The sequence below is a fragment of the Cohnella sp. WQ 127256 genome, from assembly GCF_024519285.1.
Classification (GTDB): Bacteria; Bacillota; Bacilli; order Paenibacillales; family Paenibacillaceae; genus Cohnella.
This window is the reverse complement of record NZ_JAMZCY010000005.1, coordinates 186,958-213,357: the sequence shown is the minus strand read 5'-3', so window position 1 is coordinate 213,357 and position 26,400 is coordinate 186,958. Positions and strand designations below refer to the sequence as shown.

The 26,400-nt window shown below is 44.5% G+C and carries 23 protein-coding genes; 8 read left to right on the top strand and 15 right to left on the bottom strand.

Translation table 11 applies throughout. The features are described 5' to 3' along the window. Nucleotides 1-62: 62 nt before the first annotated feature. Nucleotides 63-1,442 (top strand): Nramp family divalent metal transporter, encoded by a 1,380-nt coding sequence (locus M1K58_RS16030; RefSeq protein WP_256759861.1) that lies wholly within the window; start codon nt 63-65, stop codon nt 1,440-1,442. Between the two features lie 89 nt (nt 1,443-1,531). Here the strand turns inward: M1K58_RS16030 and M1K58_RS16025 are convergent, their stop codons facing one another. Beyond that, complete coding sequence (locus tag M1K58_RS16025) at nt 1,532-2,680, bottom strand: glycosyltransferase family 4 protein (protein ID WP_256759860.1); 1,149 nt, start codon at nt 2,678-2,680, stop codon at nt 1,532-1,534. 181 nt (nt 2,681-2,861) lie between these two features. Between M1K58_RS16025 and asd the strand changes: the two genes are divergently transcribed. Further along, nucleotides 2,862-3,659: an archaetidylserine decarboxylase gene (asd, locus tag M1K58_RS16020; protein ID WP_256759859.1), complete on the top strand. Its 798-nt coding sequence runs from the start codon at nt 2,862-2,864 to the stop codon at nt 3,657-3,659. A 60-nt stretch (nt 3,660-3,719) separates the two neighbouring features. On the opposite strand, the gene M1K58_RS16015 is transcribed toward asd, so the two are convergent. Further along, entirely contained in the window at nt 3,720-4,505 is a 786-nt protein-coding gene (locus M1K58_RS16015) for a helix-turn-helix domain-containing protein (RefSeq protein ID WP_256759858.1), read from the bottom strand. After that, complete coding sequence (pdxR, locus tag M1K58_RS16010; protein ID WP_256759857.1) at nt 4,498-6,033, bottom strand: MocR-like pyridoxine biosynthesis transcription factor PdxR; 1,536 nt, start codon at nt 6,031-6,033, stop codon at nt 4,498-4,500. Before pdxR ends, M1K58_RS16015 begins: the two co-directional genes overlap by 8 nt. Nucleotides 6,034-6,244: 211 nt before the next feature. Between pdxR and M1K58_RS16005 the strand changes: the two genes are divergently transcribed. Continuing rightward, entirely contained in the window at nt 6,245-7,549 is a 1,305-nt protein-coding gene (locus tag M1K58_RS16005) for an aminotransferase class I/II-fold pyridoxal phosphate-dependent enzyme (protein ID WP_256759856.1), read from the top strand. Nucleotides 7,550-8,223: 674 nt separating this feature from the next. Here M1K58_RS16005 and M1K58_RS16000 read toward each other — a convergent pair. The 7 genes from M1K58_RS16000 to M1K58_RS15970 all read right to left on the bottom strand — a co-directional run bounded on the left by M1K58_RS16000 (nt 8,224) and on the right by M1K58_RS15970 (nt 16,607). Then, entirely contained in the window at nt 8,224-9,516 is a 1,293-nt protein-coding gene (locus M1K58_RS16000) for an ABC transporter permease (RefSeq protein ID WP_256759855.1), read from the bottom strand. Next, complete coding sequence (locus tag M1K58_RS15995; protein ID WP_256759854.1) at nt 9,509-10,300, bottom strand: ABC transporter ATP-binding protein; 792 nt, start codon at nt 10,298-10,300, stop codon at nt 9,509-9,511. Before M1K58_RS15995 ends, M1K58_RS16000 begins: the two co-directional genes overlap by 8 nt. A 271-nt stretch (nt 10,301-10,571) precedes the next feature. After that, nucleotides 10,572-11,114: a hypothetical protein gene (locus M1K58_RS15990; RefSeq protein ID WP_256759853.1), complete on the bottom strand. Its 543-nt coding sequence runs from the start codon at nt 11,112-11,114 to the stop codon at nt 10,572-10,574. A 145-nt stretch (nt 11,115-11,259) separates the two neighbouring features. Continuing rightward, complete coding sequence (locus M1K58_RS15985; RefSeq protein WP_256759852.1) at nt 11,260-12,573, bottom strand: hypothetical protein; 1,314 nt, start codon at nt 12,571-12,573, stop codon at nt 11,260-11,262. A gap of 925 nt (nt 12,574-13,498) precedes the next feature. After that, entirely contained in the window at nt 13,499-15,244 is a 1,746-nt protein-coding gene (locus M1K58_RS15980; RefSeq protein WP_256759851.1) for a DEAD/DEAH box helicase, read from the bottom strand. A gap of 17 nt (nt 15,245-15,261) precedes the next feature. Continuing rightward, nucleotides 15,262-16,044 carry an SDR family NAD(P)-dependent oxidoreductase gene (locus M1K58_RS15975; RefSeq protein WP_256760315.1) on the bottom strand — a complete coding sequence of 261 codons (783 nt, stop codon included), beginning with the start codon at nt 16,042-16,044 and terminating at the stop codon, nt 15,262-15,264. Nucleotides 16,045-16,148: 104 nt separating this feature from the next. Next, nucleotides 16,149-16,607 (bottom strand): chemotaxis protein CheX, encoded by a 459-nt coding sequence (locus M1K58_RS15970; RefSeq protein ID WP_256759850.1) that lies wholly within the window; start codon nt 16,605-16,607, stop codon nt 16,149-16,151. Between the two features lie 116 nt (nt 16,608-16,723). Here M1K58_RS15970 and M1K58_RS15965 point away from each other — a divergent pair, with 116 nt between their 5' ends. After that, nucleotides 16,724-17,671, top strand: a complete 948-nt coding sequence (locus tag M1K58_RS15965; RefSeq protein ID WP_256759849.1) for a zinc dependent phospholipase C family protein — start codon at nt 16,724-16,726, stop codon at nt 17,669-17,671. A 7-nt stretch (nt 17,672-17,678) separates the two neighbouring features. On the opposite strand, the gene M1K58_RS15960 is transcribed toward M1K58_RS15965, so the two are convergent. The 3 genes from M1K58_RS15960 to M1K58_RS15950 all read right to left on the bottom strand — a co-directional run bounded on the left by M1K58_RS15960 (nt 17,679) and on the right by M1K58_RS15950 (nt 21,238). Beyond that, nucleotides 17,679-18,953: an MFS transporter gene (locus M1K58_RS15960; protein WP_372339172.1), complete on the bottom strand. Its 1,275-nt coding sequence runs from the start codon at nt 18,951-18,953 to the stop codon at nt 17,679-17,681. Between the two features lie 107 nt (nt 18,954-19,060). Beyond that, a complete protein-coding gene (locus M1K58_RS15955) occupies nt 19,061-19,636 on the bottom strand; it encodes a PadR family transcriptional regulator (protein WP_256759847.1) in 576 nt (191 codons plus the stop codon). A gap of 6 nt (nt 19,637-19,642) precedes the next feature. Continuing rightward, entirely contained in the window at nt 19,643-21,238 is a 1,596-nt protein-coding gene (locus M1K58_RS15950) for an MDR family MFS transporter (RefSeq protein WP_256759846.1), read from the bottom strand. Between the two features lie 197 nt (nt 21,239-21,435). Here M1K58_RS15950 and M1K58_RS15945 point away from each other — a divergent pair, with 197 nt between their 5' ends. Both M1K58_RS15945 and M1K58_RS15940 read left to right on the top strand, forming a co-directional pair. Further along, nucleotides 21,436-22,338, top strand: coding sequence for a LysR family transcriptional regulator (locus M1K58_RS15945; protein WP_256759845.1), 903 nt, complete (start codon nt 21,436-21,438; stop codon nt 22,336-22,338). Nucleotides 22,339-22,359: 21 nt separating this feature from the next. Then, nucleotides 22,360-23,172, top strand: a complete 813-nt coding sequence (locus M1K58_RS15940; RefSeq protein ID WP_256759844.1) for a histidinol-phosphatase — start codon at nt 22,360-22,362, stop codon at nt 23,170-23,172. A gap of 456 nt (nt 23,173-23,628) precedes the next feature. On the opposite strand, the gene M1K58_RS15935 is transcribed toward M1K58_RS15940, so the two are convergent. Next, the gene (locus M1K58_RS15935; RefSeq protein ID WP_256759843.1) at nt 23,629-24,030 is read right to left on the bottom strand and encodes a DoxX family protein; all 402 of its coding nucleotides are present in this window, start codon (nt 24,028-24,030) and stop codon (nt 23,629-23,631) included. A gap of 157 nt (nt 24,031-24,187) precedes the next feature. Between M1K58_RS15935 and M1K58_RS15930 the strand changes: the two genes are divergently transcribed. Next, nucleotides 24,188-24,496 (top strand): winged helix-turn-helix transcriptional regulator, encoded by a 309-nt coding sequence (locus tag M1K58_RS15930; protein ID WP_256759842.1) that lies wholly within the window; start codon nt 24,188-24,190, stop codon nt 24,494-24,496. A 66-nt stretch (nt 24,497-24,562) separates the two neighbouring features. On the opposite strand, the gene M1K58_RS15925 is transcribed toward M1K58_RS15930, so the two are convergent. Beyond that, nucleotides 24,563-25,216, bottom strand: a complete 654-nt coding sequence (locus M1K58_RS15925) for a sensor domain-containing protein (RefSeq protein ID WP_256759841.1) — start codon at nt 25,214-25,216, stop codon at nt 24,563-24,565. A 219-nt stretch (nt 25,217-25,435) separates the two neighbouring features. Here M1K58_RS15925 and M1K58_RS15920 point away from each other — a divergent pair, with 219 nt between their 5' ends. Further along, nucleotides 25,436-26,392 (top strand): D-alanyl-D-alanine carboxypeptidase family protein, encoded by a 957-nt coding sequence (locus tag M1K58_RS15920; protein ID WP_256759840.1) that lies wholly within the window; start codon nt 25,436-25,438, stop codon nt 26,390-26,392. Nucleotides 26,393-26,400 lie beyond the last annotated feature (8 nt).

Here is a 26,400-nt window from a genome sequence, read left to right as displayed (position 1 = left end):
TTAATGTCGTTAACGCCAAAATTATTGCCATACTCAACACAAGCAAATTGAGGTGATCAACCATGAACAAAGATCTTGCGATAGCCGACTCAGAAACCACGACCCAAACAGCTGAAACCATTCCTACTAGCGGCTGGAGGCGCGAACGAACTCAAACCACGTTACCTGAAGCTTTCCGCTCTGTCAAAATCCCTAAAAATGGATCAACCTTCCGTAAGTTTCTAGCTTTTGCTGGCCCAGGATATATGGTTGCCGTTGGTTATATGGATCCGGGTAACTGGGCGACTGATCTGGCTGGAGGCTCGCAATTCGGATATACTTTACTATCCGTCATCATGATATCGAACCTGATGGCCATTGTCCTGCAAGCTTTATCAGGTAAGTTAGGAATTGTAACCGGAAGGGATTTAGCACAAGCCTGCAGTGATCATTATAGCAAGCCGGTTAATTTCGGATTATGGATCTTATGCGAGCTTGCTATTGCAGCCTGTGATCTAGCAGAAGTAATCGGTGCTGCCATCGCTTTAAACCTGTTATTTGGCATTCCGATACTTTACGGCGTTATTTTGACCGCTTTAGACGTTCTAATCATCCTCTTATTACAGAACAAAGGATTCCGATATCTCGAAGCAATGATTATCGCTTTAATCGCTACAATTGGCTTATGCTTCGCCTTTGAGCTTATCTGGTCTACTCCGAACATGGGAGACGTATTCCAAGGGTTTGTTCCTACAACAGAAATTATTAAAAATCCGGAAATGCTATATATTGCGATTGGAATCATTGGCGCGACCGTGATGCCACACAATCTGTACTTACATTCTTCAATCGTGCAGACACGCCAATTTGAGCAAACCGCACTCGGGAAAAAGCAAGCAATCCGATTTTCTACTTGGGATTCGACGATCGCCTTATTCTTCGCTTTGTTCATCAATGCAGCTATACTCATTATTGCTGCAGCTGTATTCCATACCGCCGGACGGACAGATGTAGCTGAGATTGGGGAAGCTTATCACCTGCTTGCACCAATGCTTGGGACTTCCTTGGCAGCAATTCTGTTTGGAGTTGCCTTGCTAGCCTCTGGTCAAAATTCTACTTTAACGGGAACATTAGCTGGACAGATCGTCATGGAAGGATTTCTAAACATTCGGCTAGCCCCTTGGCTTCGTAGATTGATTACGAGAATGATTGCCATTATTCCAGCAGTTATCGTAACAGCCCTCTATGGCGACAAAGGAACGATGGATCTGCTCATTCTTAGTCAGGTCATCCTCTCCTTCCAGCTGTCCTTCGCCGTCGTGCCTCTTGTGCAATTTACAAGCAGTAAGAAGAAGATGGGACAATTCGTCAATCCGATGTGGCTAAACATCTTGGCATGGTTCATTGCCGTCATCATCATGGGCTTAAATATATACTTGCTGTACCGCACTTTCTCGGGTTAATTGTATCCTCCATCGATTGCCAGAAAAATCAAAGCTTGTTCCTTGGCCAAATCGGCTTCGGGAACAAGCTTTTCTATTGCAAATATAGGTTACTCCTGATGAAACCTGACCCATCTCTCCGCTGTATGCTGCCATAGAAAGTGATTCAAAACCCTAGCTCTCCCGTTACGTCCCATCTCCATACGCACAACCTCATTGTCTAGCAGAAAACCAATACGAGCTGCAAGCTCTGAAACAATAATTGGGGATTCTGAGGAAATTAGGAAGCCGGTTGAACCATCCACAACGATCTCCCTCAATCCTCCAGCTTTCGTTGCGATAACGGGAAGCTCTGCTGCCATTGCTTCAAGATTAACCAACCCGAATGCCTCTCGCCCAACAGAAGGTACGACAGCCATATCCGCCATTGCAAACCAATTTGGAATTTCAAAGTGGGGAACATAGGGTTCGAAATGAACATGCTCCCGCCAACGCTTAGCTTGTTTGTGAAGTCGCCTAACGTATCCCGTCTTACGATGTGAGCCGTACAATGCACTTCCGACGATAACAACTAATACATCAGGAGCTTTGGCAATAAGAGCAGGTAGTGTAGCCAGAAGGTGATGCACACCTTTCTGTGGGACTAGTCGACCTACATATAGCACAATAGGTCGAGTCCCCCAACCTCGCTTGACCCGCAGTTCTTCGCGCATTCTGGCTCCATCGGGTGTAGATCTTCCCGCAAATCTGACAACATCTACCCCTAAATGGTTGACCTTGATTTTTCCAGCTACTTCTGGAACCTGCTTCTGAACATAAGCACGGAGATATTCGCTGTTCACTTGAATATAATCAGCAGCCAGTAAGCACCTTTTCCTGTGTAGTCTACTCATATAAGGAGCGTTAATGAATGTAGTGGAATGTAAATTCAGCCCTATACGGCTATGAGGGAAAGATCGCTTCAATCGAGGAACCCACAGGGGACGGTTCTCAACTTGAATAACATCTGGTCGAAATTTCGCCAGCCTGCCACATACAAGCTTGAAGTACCTTGCTTTATTTGTTCCCGAAAATCTCTCTATCGGTATTCCGTTTAAGCTTCCTCTTGCGGCTAACCGTTTTCCAACTCTTCCGTATATTCTCGCATTGACATGCGGTTGAAGTTCGGGCACAACCTTCTCCACAACACGTTCAACCGATCCCCCCATCGAGGATGGAATCGGGTATGCTCCTGGAGTAACGAAAGCCGCTGTTAGCATCGTCCTATCCTCCTTGCAAATCTATCCTCACATCATATACGGATTGAGCATAAACCGACACGGCATCATCATGAATTTCAGCATGAACATCTACTCTATAATTTACTACTATTGCACTTTGTCCACCGATGTGTCACAATTCACGGGAATGTATTTTATGACAAAAGGAGTGCTCGGCTGCATGAAACGCTCGCTGCTGCGCATGATGACGGAGCTGTCCTCACGCAAATTCGTGTCCCGAATTACGGGACGATTCGCTAAATCCTCCCTCAGCCGCCGGTGGATTCCCCGCTTCGCTGCGATGTACAAGATTCCAGTAGAAGACGCGGAGAAAAGGCTGGAGGACTATCGTTCTCTCAATGATTTTTTCACACGCAGACTTAAACCAGGTAAACGACCTATTGATACTTCTGCAGGCTCCTTAGTCAGTCCTGTAGATGCAAGAATTACTGGCTGCGGTGTCATCAAAGATGGATTGATGCTCGAGGTCAAAGGCCAGGATTACACGATCGAGGAGCTACTCAATAGCTCACCTCGGCTAACCCAATATTTAAACGGATATTTCTGGGTGCTCTACTTGAGTCCGACGGATTATCATCGTATTCACTCTCCATGTGAAGGCGATATCGTAGAATCAGAACATATTCCCGGGCGTGTGTATCCTGTTAATGAATTTGGTCTTACCTCTATGCGACGTGTGCTTTCTCGCAACGAAAGGTTAGTCACTTATATTCGTAACGATATTGGAGAAGCAGCCGTCGTTAAGGTTGGTGCACTAAACGTAAGCAGCATTAAATACGTGGAGCCTATGCCCAAGAAATTAGCACGTGGGGACGAGCTTGCGTACTTCGAATTCGGCTCAACCATTGTCCTTCTCACAGAAGATGGCACATTTCAGCCTCGCTCTGACCTGAAGACAGGTGATAAGGTTCTCATGGGTGAGAAGCTCGGAACACTTATTGTACGGAATCAAGCATAAAAAAAACTCGTCCTGCTGGCAGCAAACCTGTGCCTTAGGACGAGTTTTTTTGTTTATCCCTCAACGAATTTCTGAGGGGCTTTTTCCTGTATACTGCTTGAACTGTCGGCTGAAGAAGAAAATATCCCGATATCCTAGCGCATCTGCGACCTCCGTCACATTCATCCCCGCATGCATGAGCAAATGTTGAGCACGCTCGATTCGTGTGCGGATCATATAAGTTTGTACGGATATACCGATAAGCTCTTTAAACTTGATGGAAAAATATCTGGAAGACAGTCCTGCCCGTTTGCCCAAATCATCCACACGATGAACAATACCGGGATGCTGCTGGATGTAGTTGGCCACCTCGTGAATGCTTTCCGTAAGCTGATTGCTCACTTTACGTTCAACAGGCTCATCTCGATCTTGACGAAGAAGATGGATAAGCAGTTGCTTCAGAATCAGTTGGGCTTCTTCCTCTGCGGCATAGGTACGAACGAGAAACAAACGTACATATCTAGCGAGCAATTGCTCAAAATCGAATGTATCCTCTAATTGTCTATATGGTTCAGGAACCAGGGATACTCGCTCTGACGTATCGAAATGAATGTAGGTGAGGACAAGTGGTTTTTGAGGATTATGAGTAGCGCTTGTATGATCACCGGGCCGGAAAAGAAAACAGCTCCCTTTGCCCAGAGTATATGGTTTCCCGTTGAGGAACAGCTCTCCTTCCCCGCTCCATACATAGAAAATATCGTAGTTAGCTAACGGTTTCTCTCGTTTCTGCCACTTCCATCCCGGCTCGCAAGAAATTTTGGCAAAAAATGATAGCAGTACGAGCGATGACGGTGCTAGATTAAGCATGAACTGTTCCTCCTTGCCCTTCGTTAAATTTAATCCATCCTAATGATTGTGCACACTGGGATATCAGATATATTCCATACTCGATCTGTTCTACATCTAAATGTGCAAAGCCGAATACGGCTGAAGGTTGGACCGGACTAGTCGTATTCCTATGACGAGTATCATACATTGCTCCGTCTCTCCATGTCACGCCTCTTCTAGCACATTCCTGAGCTAAGTGTCCATATTCCTCTGTTGTTTTCATCCATTTGGCGTATACATGCAATCCTGCATCCGCTGGAATGACTTCGAATAATCCACCTAGCTCCTGTTGCAGGCCTAGTCTTAGTTTGTTTTCCAGCTTCCCATAAATTCTGCGCATTCGACGCATATATCGGTCATACCCGCCTCCCGACATCCAGCTGGCTAAGGCTTGCTGCTCCGCAATTCCAGTCGGATAGGGATCATACAGCTTCTTCGCGAATTGGAACGGTTCAATAAGCGGCTTCGGAACGACCGCATACCCAATTCGAACGCCAACACTCATCGAACGAGAGAACGATCCGATATAGATGACTCTGCCTTCTCGATCCAATGCTTTCAACGGCTCAATCGGACGCCCGCCCCAGCGAAAATCACTATCGTAATCATCTTCAATTATCCATGCATTGCGCCTCGAAGCCCAAGACAATAACGCACGACGTCGCTCGTAACTAAGCACGACACCGGTCGGGAATTGCCGGGCTGGTGTGACGAACAGAAGCTGCGCATCCCAATCCTGTGGTACGATACCGTTACCATCGATAGACTGAGCGATCACACTTGCTCCTGATACGTTAACTGCATGCTGAATTCCAGGATAACAAGGGTTCTCAATCACAACCTTCTTCCCTTCCTCTATAAGCAACTGGGTCAGAAGCGTGATGGCTTGCATAGAGCCTGCTGTAATGATGACTTCCTCAGCATCGCAAGTAATCCCTCTTTCCCTGCGTAAGCGATTAGCGATCGCCTGACGAAGCAACAAGCTACCTTCCGTAGATTGATTGCTATTGTTCCGCGATCTCCCGAAGCTTTTCCACTGCTGGGCAACCTCTGCCTTCCATTCCATCCAAGGGAACCATCCCCTACCTACCCCTTCTGGGACAAAAGAAAGCATTTCTGCTTGATTACCCCTCTCGGGGTTATGGACTAAGGGCTTGGCCAGCTGTTGCGCCATTAAGCGACTTCCCCAGTTCGTTAATACCGGAGCCACCTGAGATGTGTTTAGTTGTTCCGCTCGGTTTCCAACCTCATCATCTCCACATCCCGCGACAAAAGTACCTTGACCCACACCAGCCTGAACGAAGCCTTCAGCAGTCAGCATCTCATAGGCAACGCTAACGCTCCCACGGGATATTTGGTACAAATCAGCAAGCTTTCGAGTTGAAGGTAATCTCTCCCCCGGAGAAAGCTTCCCCTCCGTTATTGCTTCTCGAATAGCCAAGTATAGTGCCATATGGATACTGCCGCATTCATTCAGCTTAGCGGTATAAGCAAAAGGCGAACTCATTGTTCTCACCGCTCTCGAAATGGACTAGTCATTTAAGTCTAAATTGGATCTTTTTACTTGTCAACGTCAGCTCAATACTCGTCCCCGATGAAGTTCTAACTAGGATTTACTGGAATTTTCAGTGTTTTCTAATGAATCGCATCGATATCAATGACGCTTAAGTTTCAATGGTGTATAATAACAGCTAATGAAAATTGGAAGGATGAAAGTCATGAACCCACTTGCACAGCAATTGAACGAAACGCTTACTAAAGACAATCCGCATGTTGCACAGATGCTCTCCGGTCTAGGAAAAGCCATTTATATGCCTAAGCTTGGTATTTTGAGCCAATCCGCTGAGGCTAAACAAAAGGCAAAGCTCTATAACGCCACAATCGGCATTGCGACCGAGAATGGCAAGCCGATGCATTTGGATGTTATTCAAGAGACTTTATCCGCTTACGATCCTAAGGACATTTACGAATATGCACCTCCAGCAGGAAAAGCAGAGCTCCGCACCGTTTGGCGCGACAAAATGCTCGTTGAAAATCCATCTATTGCTGGTAAAAATATAAGCTTACCCGTTGTCACGAACGCACTCACTCATGGCCTCAGCATCGTATCCGATTTATTTGCTGATGTTGGTGATGCGGTTATTGTACCTGATAAGAATTGGGAAAACTATGAGCTCACCTTTGGCATTCGTCGTGGTGCGGAGATGGTTTACTACCCTCTATACAATTCCGATAATCGTTTTAACTCAGCTGGCCTACGTGATTCCCTTTTAGCTCAGAAGGAACGCGGTAAAGCCATAGTGCTGCTTAACTTCCCAATTAATCCAACCGGCTACACCCCTAGCCTAGAAGAAGGCCTTGAAATTGTTGCTGCCATCCGCGATGCGGCTGAAGCAGGCATTAATGTTGTCGTGGTGACAGACGATGCATACTTCGGACTATTTTTTGAGGATTCCTTGCAGGAATCGCTGTTCGGTCATCTGAGTGGAATGCATGAACGAGTGCTAGCTGTTAAAGTTGACGGCGCTACGAAGGAAGAATACGTATGGGGCTTCCGCGTTGGCTTTATTACTTACGGTGGTCTTACCGAAGCAAGTCTATCCGCCCTGGAACAGAAGACAGTCGGGATTATCCGCGCCACGATTTCTAGCGGACCTCACCCTTCTCAAACTTTTATCCTTCACGCTTTGAAATCAGATAAATTTGAAGCTCAGAAGGAAGAAAAGTTCCATATCATGAAGGGTCGCGCTAACAAAGTGAAGCAATTACTGGACAGCGGTAAATACGGCGAAGAATGGACGTACTATCCGTTCAATTCCGGCTACTTCATGTGCCTGAAGCTGCTTTATGTGGAAGCAGAAGCCGTTCGTCAGCGTTTGCTGAATACGTACGAGGTTGGAACCATAGCACTTGGCACATCAGATCTACGGGTTGCCTTCTCTTGTATCGAGGAAGTAAACCTTGAGGATCTCTTCGACAGAATCCATCAGGCTGTGCTTGATGTTAAAGAAGGCAAAGTTTAAGACGAGTTGACAGGATTGAGTAAAAAGGGCAAGCAGAGAAGTTTCTCTGCTTGCCCTTTTTCTATCTTCCGTTAGGTTGGTTTAACTGCACTGCGTTGCACATTGTGCTACGGGGCTACAGTTAGGTTTCGTCGAACTGCAGCGCACACTCTGCTACTTTCCGGTGCTGCAGTTAGGTTTCGCAGAACTTCAGCGCACATTCAGCTACTTTCGGCTGCTGCAGTTCGGTTTCGTCGAACTACAGCGCACTTTGAGTTACTTTTCGGTGCTGCAGTTAGGTTTCGTCGAACTGCAGCACACTTTGAGTTACTTTTCGGTGCTGCAGTTAGGTTTCGTCAAACTGCAGCGTACTTTGTGCTACTTTACGGTGCTGCAGTTAGGTTTCGTCGAACTACAGCGCACTTGAGCTACTTTTCAGTGCTGCAGTTAGGTTTCGCAGAACTGCAGCGCACATTGTGCTACTTTTCGGTGCTGCAGTTCGGTTTCGTCGAACTACAGCGCACTTTGAGTTACTTTTCGGTGCTGCAGTTAGGTTTCGTCGAACTGCAGCGCACATTGTGCTACTTTTCGGTGCTGCAGTTCGGTTTCGTCGAACTGCAGCGCACTTTGAGTGGTTTCCGGTGCTACAGTTAGGTTTCGTCGAACTGCTGCGCACACTCAACTACTTTCCGGGGCTACAGTTCATCCTCATCGGTATATTTAGCTATTTTTCTTGGCATCCACCAGCCACTCCATAACAAACCAAATGCGATTAATGGCAGCCATATTTCCAGATGTAACGCTTCAATGAAGCTTGTCCCCTCCGCTCCTATACCGGCTGTTAATACTCCGATAATACCAAGCAGTAATGCAGCTCCAACACCAGCGAATCGTGCAAGAGCTGCTGCTGCTTTGAGACGTCCTTCGGGTGCGATTGGGAGCGTATCAGCAGTTTCAACAAACCGAATCCTTCTCAATTCACTCAGCTGTAATCCACAGATCATAATCGATATTCCATAGATTACGGCACTTGCTAGGACATTCCCCGAAACAACTATAATGACGCCTGATACGACGATCCAACGCCATAGGGAGCCAAACGTTTCCCCACGAAGAAACACTTTTGTATATAGAAAATGCCATGAATAACGATGCTGCCACAAAAAGTAATTTCCAGTCCAAGCAATCCATCGACGACGTGCCGGTTTGGAGGCTTCCGTTGGGATATCAACGAACCAACCGAGAAATGCCATCCACCGACGACGAACTGCAGCTTCCTCATCAATTAACTTCTCCCAAGGAAGTGAATGCTGTTTAGGGATACGCCACAAGAGCACGACAACAACCATGTATAGCAGCATGAGTGGAACCGCGAGTACTAAGGGCTTCAATAATAGAGCTGCAATTATTACAATTGTGAGCAGCCAACGAGCAAGCTTTAACCCTACACGCCACGATCGCGCCGCTGACTTCCGTTCTCTCCATCCTGCATACACATTACATGCTGCAACAATCGCGAATAACACTCCTAAGATAGCCACAGGATGGGTTTCCGCAATATTAGCTGTTACAGGTGACCGCAAATAGATTGGCGCAAACAACGAAAATATCGCCAAGGTACGAAATACAGCTGTCCACATCGCATTTTGCAAAGCAGGTTTTATGTAAGCTTGCAACAGCCGTGTTTCCATAGCCATTAGGAATACAGGATCAGCTGGACGGAAATAAGTACGAAGCGGTGCTCGCAGCACAGCCAAAGAAATTAATGCTACTCCTACTAAATCTGCCGGCCATTTTTCTGGGACAGCCTTAATAAAATCCACGTACCATAGCAATACCGTGAAAAATATCGCAGATGCAAATAGCCCAAATCCACTTTGAAAAACATATCGGAAATGCGGAACAATTTCCTTCCGGAAGGCGGCTATGCGACTTTGGCGAAGAGTGCGAATAAAGCCGAGCTGCTCCGCTGGCCCTTGGTCACGCACGCGTATGTCCTCCTTCCGCAGCCATAACCAACGCCTCGAAAGCATCATCCAGCGTAGATTCGGGACCGATACAGCCTGCTTGAGCCTTCACTTCACGTGGCGAGCCTTCTGCTATCGTATGTCCTCGGTGTAGGACAACTAGTCGATTCGCATGGCGTTCCAGCGCAGGTAGAATATGCGAGCTTAACAGAATCGCGCTTCCACTCTCACGTATTTCCTCCAGAGCTGCAAGAAGTCCACGGATTGCGAGGGGATCCAGCCCAAGGAATGGCTCATCAATAATAAGTAAAGGAGGAGTGACGAGTAGGGCATTCATCAGCATGACCTTCTGCTTCATTCCTTTGGAGAGTGTATCAGGTAATGAGTTCATTGCTTCCGTCATCCGGAATGTCACTGCTAGCTCTTCCATCCGTGCCACAGCAAGGCTTTGCTCCAAGTTATAAGCCATAGCTGTCCATTGCAAGTGCTCTTTAACCGTCAGATTAGGGAACAAGGATGGTTGCTCTGGTACATAAGCTGTGGAGGAGCGATATTTATCGCGGTTCTCCTCTAAAGTTACGCCAGCAACCCGAACTTCTCCGCTCTGTGGAACCATAAGCCCTAATATATGTTTAATAGCCGTACTTTTTCCGGCACCATTCAATCCAATTAGACCGACCATCTCGCCAGGGTTAACCGTAATAGATACCCCATGTAGCACCGGTCTCCTCTGACTATAACCGCCAGTCAGCTCCTTCATCTTTAGCGCAGGTACAACCGCTTTGTCATGACGTAAAGACACCATTATTCCTCCTCCATCGCGCCTATTGCTTTCTTCCTATTATACAGAGTGAACGAGTTTCGCACAAAAAGGAGCACTAATCGGCACTAATTAGAGCCTACATCTGATAATCTCCGTATAACAGAAAAAGATGTATTCCCTCTAGATAGCTGAGGAGAATACACCTTTTCTCTGTATAATTAGAGGATCAACGCGATAGCAGATTACGATGATTCAACAACAACGTAAGGTAACGTCGCATCTGTAAACTAAGTCCGTTGGGCTAATGGAAACGTTATTTATTTGTTTTATAATCGATTGAAATCAACCCAGATTCACCTTCTCTTCTCTGAAAAAAAACATCAATCTTCGAACCCGATGGTAGTTCTACTACATACCCCTTATTTTCAGTCCAAAAATCATCTTTTCTTTCAACGTATCTATATTTTTGAATTTTTCCTTTATCTTTCATCGTGTTTAACTCTTTCTGATAAAAAGATTTAAAGCCATTAACATTCACATAGGTTAAATAATTTGGAGAACAACTATCTTTTTTTCCTGTAAAAACAGTTCTTTCAGGAAGGGGAATAGATATATCACCAAATTCCTCTAGGTATTCACATTCAAACGTCTTATTTGGGAATAAATAACTTTTTACATAATGATTAAATTCTATATTCCAAAAGTAAAATTGAAATAAAATAAGGATGGGAATCGAAATAATCAAAATTTTTTTAGTGGCTTTATTCCCTTTTATTAACTTGATAGCTACAACGAGAATAATCAGACCAATAATCATAAAAAAAGTATAAGGTATATAGAATAAATTCACAGGCAAAAAAATCTTCCTCTCTATATAGCGCTTTTACTAGGTTAGTTCAGCAAATGAAGCCAAATACGGATAATCGTTATTTTTAATATAGATGGAATACAGAACATTAAGCTCTGCATCCCATCCTCATTCAAAGATATTAAGTTAATCTCTAATTAACATTAATAAACGTATAGTACCAAGTTGATTGTCCCCACCCTGCGAGGCTCAGATATGCCGTTGTTGGTGTATTTGCTGTCCAATGATCATTAATCATTGCAAAAGACTCAAGATAAGAATAATATGCTCCCTGAGCAGTCCACCAATAAACAGAATAATCTTGAACACCTTTAATGGTTACAGTATGGTTAGTATACGGAACTTGATTTAGACTTATATACCCAGGTCCATAAGTTTGTAGCTTATTATAGAGTAAATTATATGGATCTTGCACTACCGTTGCTTCATCATCATCGGAACTATTTTGTACATTCCACGGACTTCCAACTGCATCAACTGCAACTTTAAATAAGTTGTTGTTATCCCAAGGCAATACACCACTACCACTAGAATATAACGATGAATTCTTCATTGCAGTATATGCAGTATTCCGTTGAGTCTGAGTAATTGCTGGGTACTGATAATAGCCCATAATTTCCAACGTTGCAACCAGAGCACAATTATTTGCACCCGAATATGAATTCTGGTCAATCTCCGGCACGTTTAAGGAATATTGCTGATTTAATACAACACCTTTACCTGATCCATAATAATTAGTGAGCCATACAACTGGATCTGTTATATAATTATTTCTTGAAGTCCCTTCATTAGATCCATAACCTTGAAGTACTGAATCTCGCAACTCCATATCTAGTTCCCATTTCTTGTTCGGTATGCTCTCCCTCTTTATTTCCCCTAATTTCTTAGCCTCAGTTTTTACTTCTTCAATTTTCTTACCTTCTTTACTTCCGTCTTTAACTACTCCATTATTTGAAGAGAAATGTTCAATTCCATCTACATATACCGCATCACTTTCCGCAAAATACTCATCATCAAGCAAACCATAAGAAAATTGAATTAAATTTCCGTTATCGGCATCTACAATGAGATATCCTGTTTCATAACCTAACATTACTTGAGACAAATTATCATCAGTATCTAATATTGGAACAATCTTTTTAATATCAAGCTTTCCATTTTTAAATAAGTCAGCCCATTCACTATCCTTATCTGCCATTACTCGTAATACTGTTTCGAGAACCCCATAGGCAACGGCTGTTTTCAATTTTTCGTCTTCAATTGTAGATTTCGCTAGTTTTTGTGGGATGAACTTTGAGATATCAAATTGCTCTTCGGCTTCATGGCTTGCTTTAGTTGCTGCAACTGCGTTAAAAGAGAAAGACAAGAGGAGTGATGTAAAAATTGCAGCTACCATTAAGTTTTTACCAATTCTTGAATAACCTTTTCCTAAAAATCTAATTCCCATAATATCGCTCCTTTTATATTGTATCCTTAATCTACCAGACTAGAAATAGCACTTCCTTAATTTACTAAGTTATTAACAGAAAACTGGCCAGCCTTCTATTTACTATGACAATCCAACAATGTAAAAAGTTTCATATTAGCGAATTAAAGTAAAACTAAAAGGCATGAGTCCGGTACAGTACCGGACTCATGCCCAACAAGTTACTTAATACTATAACCTGTCTAACTTTATGGGGTCACTTCAAACCTCGCTACTGTAAAGTGGATTCCCATTTTTATCATATCCACAAAATCCACCTGCACTAGCTTTTTCAATCGTCAACATTGATTTGTGTGATTTATGAATATACTCGCTCAAACCACAGCGTCTCCTTCTACGATTTTCTTTTGTGCTCATTATAATTCAAAATCTAAGTTACTGACGCAGCAAGCTGCGGGGAATTGAACCCGTAGCGATTAAACAGAAAGAGGACATCGACTTTACTTCTCAAGTTGGAGTTTTCTAAACCCCAACTGAATCACTTGTTTACACTTGTGGCATTATTCTTTGTGCCGGACTTAAACATATAACACAGATTCGTAATGCTGCTAGGCAAGATTGTCACCTGAACAGTATGTTATCTTTCTTAACCATTCACCTTGATGCGCCAACCGTATGCAACGTCGCAACATGCAATTCATAATAGAGAAGATTCGCATTAAATGAGCAAAGAGCAATGACTCTCGGCAACTAATCTTCTTCATCATGGATGACACTTGCTGTAAGAAGGAAACTTCGACGAAGAAGATGGAAGATCTCAGTTTTCAATAATCACACGAAATTTCCTATGTGTGGAATTTCTGTCCTTATTAACGTGAGGAATCCCTCTTTGCTAGAAAAAAAGACTCATTTCCCAAGAAGCAGAAAATGAGTCCTTAACTTGATCCTATTTATTATCATTTGGAGATTCACGCTTTTCCTTCAGCCACTTCGGTGCACCTTTGTTTTTCTGATCACGTGCTCTATTCGCTTTGGCCTTCACTGGTTTAATCGGCGTTTTAGCTGATTTGGCTGAATTCACAGCACCCGCAACTGGCGAATTAGCTACCTTATCCGCTTTTGCTGTACTCGCATACGTCGAGTTGGCTGTCTTGTCCGTTTTTGCAGTACCAGCATACGATGATCTGCCTGCCTTATCGGTCTTTGAAGCACCCTCATATGACGATTTAGTACCTTTATCTGTTCTTGCACTGCCCGATGCAGACGGATAGGCTCGCTTAGCTGTATTAGCAGCATCACTAACCGAACTTGTCCTCATGTCCGATGACTTACTAGCAGAAGGCTGCTTACTAGCAGATGTTGAACTTGCTTTATCTGGATACGGCTTAGATTGTGGCTGTATTTTATCACCTTTAATAGGTTGCTTTTCACCTTGCGGCTTAAGTGTCGCCATGTATTCCGCCTTTGACTTCCATACTAGGCGTCCATCCTTCGCTCCTCCAGCATTGGCTGGTGCTTTCCAGTCCGATACTAAGCTTTTCCGCTCAATGCCTTCTTCCAGCGAAACAACTTTGCCTTCATACAGCATCTTAGGCAATATTTCGATGTTCAGCTGCTTCTCCAGCTTATCAAGGATGAAGCGCTCCTCATGGGTAATCAAAGAGATCGACGTCCCCGCGCGTCCCATTCTTGCTGTTCTTCCAGAACGATGAACATAATGATCTTTATCTAGCGCTGGCTCAAAGTGGATAACGAGAGGAAGCCCTGGGAGATCCAAGCCTCTAGCCGCTACATCCGTTGCAATCAACAGCCTTGTGCGTCCACTACGGAAGCGCTGCATCACTTCGCCACGCTCTTGTCCTCGTGTATCCCCGTAGAGAGCATCCACGGATACACCTTCATAACGTAGCTTCGCCTGAAGCTCACCAATTTTCTCCGTATCGTTGACGAACAAGAGCGCTGATGTCGGCTTCATATGTCTGACGATCTTACGAATCAGATCAATTTTCTCGCGGCGGTCACTTAGGAAATACCAATGCTCCAACGTCGAAGAAAGTCCATTCTCATTTTCCTTCTCTGTAACATCGGATACCCATGCATCATTTTGCCATTGCGCCTCCGCTTCCCTCATCGCTGCCGATCGAGTCGCTGAGACGAATACAGTTTGCCGCTCACGATTACATTGCTTCATCAATACTTCCACGTCGCTCTTACCACCCAGTGAGAACACCCGGTCCGTCTCATCGACAACAACGAACGATACGGCATGAAGAGACAGCTTGCGCGAATTCGATACCTCGCGTACACGTCCAGGAGTACCAACAATAAGTGCAGGCTTGCTCTTCATCCGCTCAAGCTGGCGAGCCAGTGAAGCACCGCCGATCAGTGCCGTCGCTTTAATTCCTAGCGGCTGCCCGTAAGCTTCCGCCTCCCGCATAATTTGCATCGCTAGCTCTTGAGTCGGCGCAAGTACAAGAGCTTGCACCTCACGACGTGAGCCATCAATTTTCTGTAGCAAAGGTAACAAATAAGCAAGTGTTTTCCCTGTTCCCGTCGGGGATACAATGACTCCATCCTTGCCATTAAGCAGCTCAGGTAAGGCTTGCTTCTGTACATCCGTAGGCTCCGCAATTCCAGAAGCCGTAAGCTTCTCCACGAGTAGCTCGTTTAATCCTAATTCGATAAAACCCATCACTTCAACCCCTTACTTCATTTCTTATTCATAAACCGTCCGAAAATAGCCTCGCTTAAACGAGGAAACAGCTGCATAACTTTGACTCCGAACGAAGCCGTCCAAGGTAAATCAAGCTCCGGCTTACGCCGTTCAATAACAGATACGATTGCACGAGCAACTTTATCTGGAGACATCATAAACCAACGAATATTACGAATGTAGTTACCATTTGGGTCAGCTCGATCGAAGAACGGAGTGTCGATAGGTCCCGGATTCACAGCGGATACCCTCACTCCAGAACCACGTAATTCTTGTCGCAATGCATTCGTCAGGCCAAGCACGGCATGCTTTGATGCAGAGTACCCCGTCGATTTGGCTGTTGCCATCTTCCCCGCAATGGAGGCGACATTGACGATATGCCCTTGCCCCAACTGAAGCATAAAAGGAAGCACCGCATGTGTACAGCGTACCGTACCCATATAGTTAACGTCCATCATCCCTTGAAAATGGTCAAGTGAAGCTTCCTTGAATGAAATAAATTCACCGTACCCAGCGTTATTCAGTAATACATCTATTTTACCGTATCGCGCCTGCACTTGCGAGATAACCTCTTGAACCTGCTGTTCCGAAGTGACATCCATCTCGTAAACAGCATGCTCACCTCGTATGGACGCGGACAGTTCTAACATTTTGTCACGAGATCGCGCCGTTAAGACCGGTATGGCTCCCTTTTCAGATAGAAGCTTAGCAACCAACGCCCCGATCCCGCTGGATGCACCGGTAATGAGCACGACCTTGTTCTTTAGCTCTACTCTCATCATTACCCTCCTAAGCGAATATAAGCGTGTTAGCTATACAACTTTTACCATGAAAAAAGCCCCTACCGGGGCGGTTAAGCAAACTTATCGCATCTGATCATTATTTAGGCAATCAAAACTTGAATTTCCATTTCACCGATACCTTCCATAATAAGTGGAACTGCTAACGCGCGACTTGCACCCGTAGCTGAAGCAAAATGAGATCCCATAATCTTAGGCGGAGTAATATCCACGTGAACACCTTGGTTATAGAGCATCGTACTTGCGTTTCCACTAATCATATTTCCTAGCTCGGAAATGGCGCTCTTGCCCATATCATCGATTTCAGTAATGGCATAACCGCCCATCATCGCTGATATGATCCGTAAAGCAACAGATTCGCTTAATCCAAAGACGATATCACCGGTCATATGACCTGTTAGTCCAATTTGAATCCACACATGGTTTTCGGCGAATTTGATGTCCCTAATCGCTAACTGTCCAGTGCTGGGACGAATCTGTACCATCTGTTCGATAACCATACGCGCGGATTCCAAAAATGGGTTGATGTACTCAGCCTTCATGTCTGAACGCGCCCCTTCGTCATCTCGAATTGAAACCGCTAGCCGTAACCGCTTTCTATCATTATACTGAAATCATAGGTACAAGTACACAGCTTTTTGTCAAAGGGAGTAGAACAATGCCGAATATATGGACCCATATTCAGTTTGGTAAAGAAGTCCTATCCACAATCCGTCTGGATAAACATATGAACAATGAACAATGGAAAACCGCTTTTCAACTCGGCTGTCAGGGACCCGATTTTCTTTTTTATGATCATTTTTTACCTTGGCAAGCTTCTACATTGCTTAATAAGCTCGGCTCTCAGATGCACAATGTTCATTGTGGTCCCTTTCTACTTTCCTTATTCAGTGCAGTACAGAATCGTTCTCTGAAAGAGCCTAAAGCCGCGTATGCGCTCGGTTTTCTACTTCATCATGTGTTAGACCGAAATCTTCACCCCTTCATCTTCAGCCGTTCCGGATTTAAAAAGTGGCACCATCAGCGATTTGAAACCGCAATGGACTCCGTTGTCCTTATGCAGCGTGCAAACATTCATACCGGGAAGACGCCAGTTGCACCAGAGATAGATACAGCAGGTCAGTTACCCGATGGTTTCGCTCCAGAATTCCTACAGATTGTGTCTATTCACTATCCTATTCTTGCAAATCAAATTTCAGTGGAGCAACTCGATCAAGCCGTTGCTCAGTTTATACAAGCACAGCGACTATTCTTCGATCCGAAGGGTTGGAAAGGGAAATTTACCTTTGGTCAGCTAGCACCGTTCTCTCCTCCCCGTACAATACCTGACTGGGATGTACTTAACGAAACCCGTCAAGCTTGGATAGATCCGGTTGATCGCACTGTCCTTCATCATGAAAGTGCTATGGATTTATGGGAAATTGCTTTACAAGATGCATATGCAACAGTATCGGCAGCAATGGCCTGGCTTGAAGCTCAGACAAACGAAGAAGCAGCCCCACTGATGGAACGCTTCAGTGAGCTGCTTCAGGATATTTCATATGAAACGGGTCTTCCTTGTGATCGTGGCAGTATTATTTTCGCGGACTCGGTTGTACCTGTTTAATCCCCCTTTATTCTTGCAATGCTTCCTTTTCCCCTTTAGCCAAATTCACAAAGGTTAGCATGATTATTCCAACGAGGAAGAAAAAGGCGACCGCTAGCAGAGCCGTTCGGCTTGAATCGCTAATCAGCTTAACGATTCCGAATACGAGCGGCCCTCCGAAGGCGAAAAACCTACTAGTGAAGCTAAGGAATCCGAAAAACTCAGTTGCCCGCCCTTGCGGAATCATTTTGCTGAAAATGGTTCTTGATGTCGCCTGAGAACCGCCTTGAACAAGACCAACCAAACAAGCTAGAAGATAGAAGTGTAACGCATTAGTCATGAAATACCCTAAGACAACGATGATTAAATAAGTAACTAACGAGCCGTATAGCATCTTTTTACTACCTAGTCGGTCCGCTAGTTTTCCAAACAACAGCGTCGCCGGAAATCCGATAAATTGAGTGATTAATAGCGCGGTGATGAGATCCTTACTTTCAATATTAATCGTTGTACCGTAGCTTGCTGCCATGATGATAATCGTATTGATCCCATCGAAGAAAAACCAATAAGCGACCATGAATTTCATCAACTCAGGATACCGCTTAATTCGTGTGAACGTATCCCCAAGCCGGTGAGCCCCGGCCTTCAAATTGATCCACACTCCACTCTCTTTAATGGATGGGGTATCTTTAACATTGCGGAATAGTGGCCACGAGAATACTAACCACCATATCCCCACAGTAACGAATGAGATTTGCGAAGCGACTGTTTCATTCGGCAAACCTATGGATTCCCAACCTAGAATTAAACCTAGGTTTATGGCGAGTAGCACCCCACCGCCCAAATAGCCCATAGCATAACCACGCGCGCTCACTTTTTCACGTTGAGCAGGAGATACTAGATCGTTCAGCATAGCATCATAGAACGTATTCCCTGCCCCAAACCCGACCATACCGATCACAACGAGGATGGAAGCAAGCCACATATCTCCTGGTCCAACAAATGCAAGAAATCCACTTGCAACCGCTCCGATAATGCTAAATACCCTTAGAAAAGCAATCTTCCTGCCTGTATGATCTGCTATGGCTCCGAGTAATGGTGACAATAAGGCTACGATGAGCGCTGCAACTGTCTGAGTAAAGCTCCAGCTACCATCCGTCCCACCCGCCACGCTGATGAAGTAGATCGGCATAACCGCTGCCATAATCGTTGTAGCAAAGGCTGAATTCGCCCAATCATACATCACCCAAGAGTTAATCTTCTTCTTATCGTCCATCCGGCTAATGCCCCTCTCGCTATTCACGCTGTTGAGGGAATCATTCGACGAGCGGTGTGCCGTTTCCTTGTTGCATTTAGGGATTTAACATTATTTAATGTTGGCTTTACTTCATCAGTACATAATCACTTACACTATCTCGACTCGGGTAACGACTTATTGCCAGGATCAGAGAGCAGTCCTGATCGTGCATCCTTCAACAAGTCCAATAGCCACTCGCGTTCAGTCTCAATAAACTTCAATATCCCTTGAATTAATCGAACCGCACCGCGAGGTAGTCTATCTCCCTTGTTGTCCAGAACGAGCTTCATTTGATGTTGTCTTAGCTCACAATTGGCAAGCTGTCTCTCGATTAGCTCCTCCATCTGAGCATTGTCCGCGTGCCAAGCAAACGGTAATGCCTTGAACAGAGGATGCTGTGGAAAATATTGCTTTTCCATCTGTTTATATAACTGCTCCAAGAGGGCAGCTTTCCCTTGATCAGTAATGCGATATATGGTTTTGTCGGGACGCTTATCTCCTGCAATGGCAATCACTTCAGAAACTTCAATGAGGCCCTCATCCCTAAGCTGATCAACAGCGTAATAGAGTGATCCATCCTGAAGCTTGAATGCAAGATGCCAGTTTCGCCCTTTTATTGTTTGCCGAATCTCGTAAGGATGTCGGTTTTTTTCCATTAGCAGCCCTAAGATGATCAGCTTCATCGACATGTAAAATTAACCCCCGTGGAAATTCGGCTCTGGCTTTCCTGCTCCGTCCGTTTTCGAGCTCTGGTTGCTTTGCTGACCCGATGATTCATGCGCCCCAGGCTTCTTCATTTCCATCCGAGCGCGGCCCATAAGTAGCACGAACACAACCGCAAGCACTGGCAACAAAACAGACCATTGGAAAATGTAGATGATGGAATCTGCAAGCTTTGCCAATAGTCCATTTACGGCATCTGCAGATAACCCCATCTTAACCTGAATGGTCGGATCAAGTAGCGCCTGTCCCCCTTTGATTTGTGACGCCATCTCTGGACTCATATTAGGAATTTCCTGAACACTTTGCTGAAAGTTATGCTTCTGCAATGTGCCAAATACCGTCACGCCTAATGCAGAACCGATCGTCCGGAAAAAGGTGATCAAAGAGGAGGCTGATCCTTTGTACTGCGGCGGAACCGAATTAAGGGTCGAGATGTTAAGTAGGGAAAAGGAAACTCCCATTCCAAGACCGATAATGACCATATACAAAGTGATAACCCATCGGCTTGTCGACGTATCCATTGCGAATCCGAGCAACAATGAACCGGCCAATAAGGTAAGTACTGATACGAGCATGATATCTCGATATCTAAATTTGGATACAATCCTACCCCCAAGCTGACTGCTTACCACAACACCAAGCATCATGGGAGTGAGAACTGAACTCGTCTCGGTTGCGGTCTTGTGAAATACCCCTTGGATGAAAATCGGAATGTACGACGCTCCTGCGATCATTACACCACCATATAAAAGACTGATGACCATACTACTCGTGAATAATCGCTTTTGGAATAAGCTAAGCTTAATAATTGGATCTTTCGCAGCCTTCTCAGCTAGAAGGAACAGGATAAGTAACACAGCCGAGCCTACGAACAACGAAATTATTTTCGCAGAATCCCATGCCCAACCATCCGATCCTCCAAGCTCCAGACCAAACATGAGGCAGAGGATCGTTCCCGTCAATAGAATAGCGCCAGCCCAATCGATGACTTGCTTTCGGACGACCCTTGATTCGTGATACGCCTTGGAAATAAAAATGATCGCTAATATCCCAATCGGCACATTGATGTAGAAAATCCAACGCCAGCTCAGATAATCGGTAATCGTTCCACCTAAAATGGGTCCAAATACGCTCGAAACCCCGAATACAGCTCCAAATAGCCCCATCATTTTACCGCGTTTGTCTACAGGGAACAGATCGAATATGATCGTGAACACGATCGGCATCAATGCACCGCCACCGATTCCTTGTATCGCGCGATAGATGATCAGCTGGTCCATGTTCTGTGCTGTTCCGCAAAGTATGGATCCTCCCAAAAACAAAGTAAGACCCATTAGGAAAAACCTTTTTCGGCCGTACATATCAGATAGTTTACCGAATATGGGTGTCGATACGACCATAGCGATCATGTAAGCGGAGTAGACCCATATAAAGCTTTCAAAGCCCCCGAGCTTCTTAATAATTGTAGTCATCGCTGTTGATACTATCGTTTGGTCAAGTGCAGCCATAAACAAACCCAGCAGCAAGCCTGCAACGACAAGTTTTGAATGACTCTTCTTCGCATCCATAATCAACAAACTCCTTCCTATTACTCGATTAGACAAGTACTCAAATTTGATTAAAACCACTTCCATATTATACTTAAATTTGATTAATATTCAACCTTTGCGACGATCAATAAAATCTTCTATAATAGGAAAATGACAAAAGCTTTTTATCCATTTAATTAATGTGATAAATTTATTCAATCTAAGGAGGCGATCAATTGAACATCAACCAATTGGAGACGTTAGTCACGATATCCAAGACGCTTAGCTTCCGTAAAGCAGGTGAAGTGCTTAACTTGACGCAGCCCGCTGTTTCAGCGCAGATCAAGAGCCTTGAAGACGAATTCAAGACCATACTCGTCGATCGCAATCATCCCGTGACCTTAACAGATCGCGGACAAGTATTTCTTAAAAATGCTGAGCAAATATTAGCGATCGTAGAGCAGTTAAAGCAGAAGCTATCGGACTTAAATCAGATCCCTCAAGGTCATATTATTTTAGGAACGACAACATCTATTGCCATTCAAATATTGCCGAGGGTGTTATCCTATTTTCAGAACCAATTTCCACTTATTAAGACAAGCATATCTTCTATGTCATCCACCCAAGTGCTTTCCAGCGTTGAAAATGGAACGGTCGACGTCGGTATAGGCTACTTAACAGACAGAAGTCCTCAGGTTGAGACGTCGGTGCTCTATTACGATACTTTTGAGTTTGTTGTTGCCCCTGCACATCCTCTAGCCTCCGCCAGTCGGATTACAATCAATATGCTCAAAGATGTCCCTCTTATTCTACTTTCACCTGATACACTGGGTCGGCGTTTCACAGACCGCATATTCCGAGAACATGGGCTTGAACCGAATATCGTCATGGAGCTCGGAAGCAGTGAAGAGGTTAAGCGAATGGTCGAACTCAACATGGGCGCAGCTGTCGTATCCAAGTTATCCATTGCAGAAGAACTACGTAGGGGAACACTTAAGATGATTCGTGTAACGGAGCTTGAAGTGAGTCACCCCGTTGGGGTCATGACCAAATCCGGTCGATATGTGAATAGCGCTATGCGGCAATTTTTGAATGATTTGAAAGGCATGCCAGAGGATCAGTTTATCGGCAGCGAATAAACGAGAATGAGGAGAGATACCATGAAATTCGACTTACATACTCATCACGATAGATGCGGCCACGCATCGGACAAAATATCGGACTATATTGAAGCAGCAATTAACGCTAACTTCCAGGTCATTGGCATTTCCGATCATTCCCCTTATTTCGCACATGAACACGATCAACCCCAGCCCGGGATTGCAATGGCGCGAAGTGACTTTCCGAACTATATCGCTGAGGTATTGCGTCTGAAGGAGCAATATAAAGATAAAATCGAAGTATTGCTCGGTGTAGAATCCGATTTTTATATCGACCAGATCGATTTGTATCGGACATCATATGAGCCTTATCCGTTCGATTACATCATTGGCTCCGTTCATCAGACTAGAGGAGTTAGCATATTTAATCGTAATCGCTGGAAAGGCATAGAAGCTGCAGATCAGCTCGATGAGAAGAAACACTATTACGAGCTCATCCGCCACTCCGCCAATAGCGGTCTATTTCAGGTACTTGGTCATATTGATGCGATGAAAGGATATTATCCTGAATTCGCAAATATTACTGGTGCCGAAGCCGAGATTGATGAAACGCTTAAGGCAGTTGCTGCTAACGATATTTCCATCGAGATTAACACGAGTGGTTCAACGAAGTATTGCGGTGGCTGGTATCCTTCCGATACGATCCTAGAGCGCGCTCTACACTTCGGCGTTGATGTCACCTTTGGATCAGACGCACATATACCTGGACGTGTAGGCGACGATTGGGAGCTTGTCCAGAAACGACTTCGTGAGATCGGCTTTAAGCGTTGGGTATTTTTCCGGCAAAAGCAGAAGGTTGTCGTAGAACTGTAACATTGAGCGATTGTTCCGAGTTAGCGGCCAACCTAATCGCAATAAATCTACTCTTTATACTCCAGCCAAGTTGCCTGTCAGCTACGAGGCGACTTGGCTCTTACCTCGATTTCCCTACTGCTGATCATTTGGCTTCATAGGCAGGTGTGGCACCAGGTAACCATGAGAGTGCGGGTTAAATGAATAAAGGCGACTTCGCATTCAATTCTGAATGAAAAGTCGCCTTTATTCATTTTCTTCTTCAGCTATTGCATGCTAAAAAGACTTTCACAAAAAAAAGGAAGCCTGCCAACGGTGGCAGGCTTCAATAATATGAAAAAGGGGGTCTTGTTTATTATATTATCCGACCAGTGCGACAGGCACATAACAGAAATGTTTCAATTGTGTAACAAAATTTCTTATATCCCCCTGCGCAAATCCTTCGCTAACACGTTGTAACGATTTACTCCAACACTCTTAGTTTAACCATAAAGCATCAAGAGAATAGTCGCCAGGACCAATCAGTGCAACAGCAACAGCAATCACAATGAGCACGAGATTATATTCATACCCATTTTGTGTAACCCACAGGCCATTTTTTCCGTGCACTTTAATAATTGCCATAAGCATGGTAGCTACGATTAACACAGCAGCTAACGGAGTAAATAATCCGAATGCGAACAATAATCCTCCCCCCAACTCCGCAAGACCAGCAAGCAATGCCATCGTGCGACCTGGCTTTATTCCGATGGATTCGAAAAATCCACCCGTTCCTTTAAGGCCGTGGCCTCCAAACCAGCCCGCTAATTTTTGCATCGCATGTCCTGCGAATAATAACCCAATCACAACTCTCAGTACCAGTAATCCCCATTCCATCATAACCGACACCCTTCATTTTTGTTTAGCAAGATGTTAATTCTGCTCCACACATCCTAAATGCCTTTACTTACTTTTGTCAAGTAACTAATTTATTTTTAGATATAACTTACTTTTCTGAAGTGAGTATGTTAAAATAGATACAAAAGGGGGAATCGATATGGACTATTCCAAAATGTGCCCCAAATACGAATCGGCTGCTGAGATACTCGGCAAAAAATGGACGGGTCTCATCATCCGAGTACTGCTGGGCGGTCCCAAACGGTTTAAGGACATTAAAGAGCAAATTCCTGACATGAGCGATAAAATGCTGACAGATCGCATGAAAGAGCTTGAGGCTTCTGGAATCCTTACTAGAACCGTGTATCCGGAAATGCCGGTGCGTATCGAATATGAATTAACTGAGAAAGGCCATGGTATGGAGGAAGTCATTCATTCCATCCAAAACTGGGGCGAAACTTGGATGTAACCACACCAAACAACAAAAAGCGGGCCAGCAGGCCCGCTTTTTGTTGTTGTTCACTTGGATGCTTATTTATTTTGTTGTGCCAGACGCCCAATGGATCCATGTGGCATAATAACCGCCCAGCTTACGAACAAGGAACGGTATTGCAAATAATAGAAGAATGCCTAAGCCCGTATTGAACCATGCTCGCTGCATTGTTGACCATTCAGAAAACAACCAGTTCATGAACCAATCATCTGCAAAGAGATCAAAGGAAAATACTTTCAGGCTTATAAATTCTGCTAGTGGTGATAAGATCAATGCTCCAGTTACAATGGGGATTATGAGTGCTTGAACAAATACATAAATAGAAATTGGAAATTGGATGATCCCGTAAATCAAGCTCCGATAGCTTTGAATATCCCCGAGTACTTCCTTCCATCCACGCCAATCTTTAAGCCTCTTATCGTTTTTTATGTCGAGTAGGTCCTTTTTCATAGATTCCAGATATGGAATGTTACTCTCACTATCCTGACTCTCCCAATCTGCAATCAGACGGCGGTCTGCCTTCAGTATTCCTTCACATGCAATGAGCGTTCCTGCCAGTATGGGTAACCCAACAATAAATATGGCAAGTGGAAGTCCCACACAAAGTCCGGTAATCGTGATCACAAATGCTGCTATTCCACGTGGAAGAGCTCCAAGCATTATGATCCATGTTTTTAAAATCTTCTTTGTCTTCATACTCCCACCCGTTCTCCTTCAAATGGTTTCTATATTTATTAAGCATAAGGCTTTAGTGGAAAATATACCCTCGGCTTACGAACCGTCCGACACTAGACTAAAGTCTAGTTTGCGCACAGCTTTATTGAAAGTTTACAAGTTTGAAACATCTCGATATATCGTGGATACATCGCTCTATTAATCTTACCTTCAGTCCGCATTCCTGAAGGAGAGAGATAAATGAATAAGAAAGTCGTTTACACAGCCATAATCGGAGTTATAGTGGTCGGTGGTTTATGGTCACAAGTCAAAGCCAACAATCAAACGAAAGATAATAACACTCCAGCAATCTTACAACCTTCAAATAATCCTACAACTGAACCTACAACTGAACCTTCAAAAGGTCAATCCGAAGAGCCTTCAAAAGGTCATTCAGAAGAACCTGTTGAATCTCCATCAAATGGAGAAAAGCCATCTCAACCTCATCCTTCAACCGCGCCAGTCGAAAAAGGGGATCCGTCACTCAGCACATTATTAGCGCGTGATTTGCCTATTCTAACGATCAAAAATAATAAAGATGGGCTTCCCACCGTCACCAATACTTCAAGTCTGTTCATTTTAGTTAATAAAAAACGGAACCTATCTTCTAGCTATGTACCTAAAGATCTCGTCATCCCTGACATTCCTTTCTCTTTCTCGGGTGATAACCCTAAGAAGCAGATGCGTAAGGAAGCAGCCAAAGCCTTGGAATCGTTGTTTGAAGCAGCAGACGAGGATGGCATTGAACTAAAAGCCGTATCCGGTTATCGTTCCTACGCCACTCAGAAGTCCATCTTCGCGAGCAATGTTAAACGTAAGGGCGAAGAAGTTGCTAACCGTACAAGTGCCCGCCCAGGACAGAGTGAACACCAAACCGGACTAGCGATGGATATCTCAAGCGCAAGCGTTGGATACGGACTAGAGGAAAGCTTTGGTGAAACAAAAGAAGGGAAATGGTTGGCTAAGCATGCGGTTGATCATGGGTTTATTATTCGCTTCCTGAAGGGCAAAGAATCGATAACAGGATACTCTTATGAACCTTGGCATGTTCGTTATGTTGGAAAAGAGCTTGCGAAGGACATTACTAATAAAGGAGTGACCTTCGAGGAGTATTACGAAGCGATCGAAGTTGCCGCTAATATCGACAATAAATCATAACCTAGGTG

Excerpts from the sequence above, each read along its gene's own strand:
- M1K58_RS15980 (WP_256759851.1), bottom strand. The coding sequence starts at position 15,244 with ATGGGTTTTATCGAATTAGGATTAAACGAGCTACTCGTGGAGAAGCTT.
- pdxR (WP_256759857.1), bottom strand. The coding sequence starts at position 6,033 with ATGAGTTCGCCTTTTGCTTATACCGCTAAGCTGAATGAATGCGGCAGT.
- M1K58_RS15940 (WP_256759844.1), top strand. The coding sequence starts at position 22,360 with ATGAAATTCGACTTACATACTCATCACGATAGATGCGGCCACGCATCG.
- M1K58_RS15955 (WP_256759847.1), bottom strand. The coding sequence starts at position 19,636 with ATGTCGATGAAGCTGATCATCTTAGGGCTGCTAATGGAAAAAAACCGA.
- M1K58_RS15970 (WP_256759850.1), bottom strand. The coding sequence starts at position 16,607 with ATGAAGGCTGAGTACATCAACCCATTTTTGGAATCCGCGCGTATGGTT.
- M1K58_RS16015 (WP_256759858.1), bottom strand. The coding sequence starts at position 4,505 with ATGCTTAATCTAGCACCGTCATCGCTCGTACTGCTATCATTTTTTGCC.
- M1K58_RS15930 (WP_256759842.1), top strand. The coding sequence starts at position 24,188 with ATGGACTATTCCAAAATGTGCCCCAAATACGAATCGGCTGCTGAGATA.
- asd (WP_256759859.1), top strand. The coding sequence starts at position 2,862 with ATGAAACGCTCGCTGCTGCGCATGATGACGGAGCTGTCCTCACGCAAA.
- M1K58_RS15920 (WP_256759840.1), top strand. The coding sequence starts at position 25,436 with ATGAATAAGAAAGTCGTTTACACAGCCATAATCGGAGTTATAGTGGTC.
- M1K58_RS15965 (WP_256759849.1), top strand. The coding sequence starts at position 16,724 with ATGCCGAATATATGGACCCATATTCAGTTTGGTAAAGAAGTCCTATCC.
- M1K58_RS15995 (WP_256759854.1), bottom strand. The coding sequence starts at position 10,300 with ATGGTGTCTTTACGTCATGACAAAGCGGTTGTACCTGCGCTAAAGATG.
- M1K58_RS16030 (WP_256759861.1), top strand. The coding sequence starts at position 63 with ATGAACAAAGATCTTGCGATAGCCGACTCAGAAACCACGACCCAAACA.
- M1K58_RS15975 (WP_256760315.1), bottom strand. The coding sequence starts at position 16,044 with ATGAGAGTAGAGCTAAAGAACAAGGTCGTGCTCATTACCGGTGCATCC.
- M1K58_RS15985 (WP_256759852.1), bottom strand. The coding sequence starts at position 12,573 with ATGGGAATTAGATTTTTAGGAAAAGGTTATTCAAGAATTGGTAAAAAC.
- M1K58_RS16005 (WP_256759856.1), top strand. The coding sequence starts at position 6,245 with ATGAACCCACTTGCACAGCAATTGAACGAAACGCTTACTAAAGACAAT.
- M1K58_RS15935 (WP_256759843.1), bottom strand. The coding sequence starts at position 24,030 with ATGATGGAATGGGGATTACTGGTACTGAGAGTTGTGATTGGGTTATTA.
- M1K58_RS15925 (WP_256759841.1), bottom strand. The coding sequence starts at position 25,216 with ATGAAGACAAAGAAGATTTTAAAAACATGGATCATAATGCTTGGAGCT.
- M1K58_RS16025 (WP_256759860.1), bottom strand. The coding sequence starts at position 2,680 with ATGCTAACAGCGGCTTTCGTTACTCCAGGAGCATACCCGATTCCATCC.
- M1K58_RS15950 (WP_256759846.1), bottom strand. The coding sequence starts at position 21,238 with ATGGATGCGAAGAAGAGTCATTCAAAACTTGTCGTTGCAGGCTTGCTG.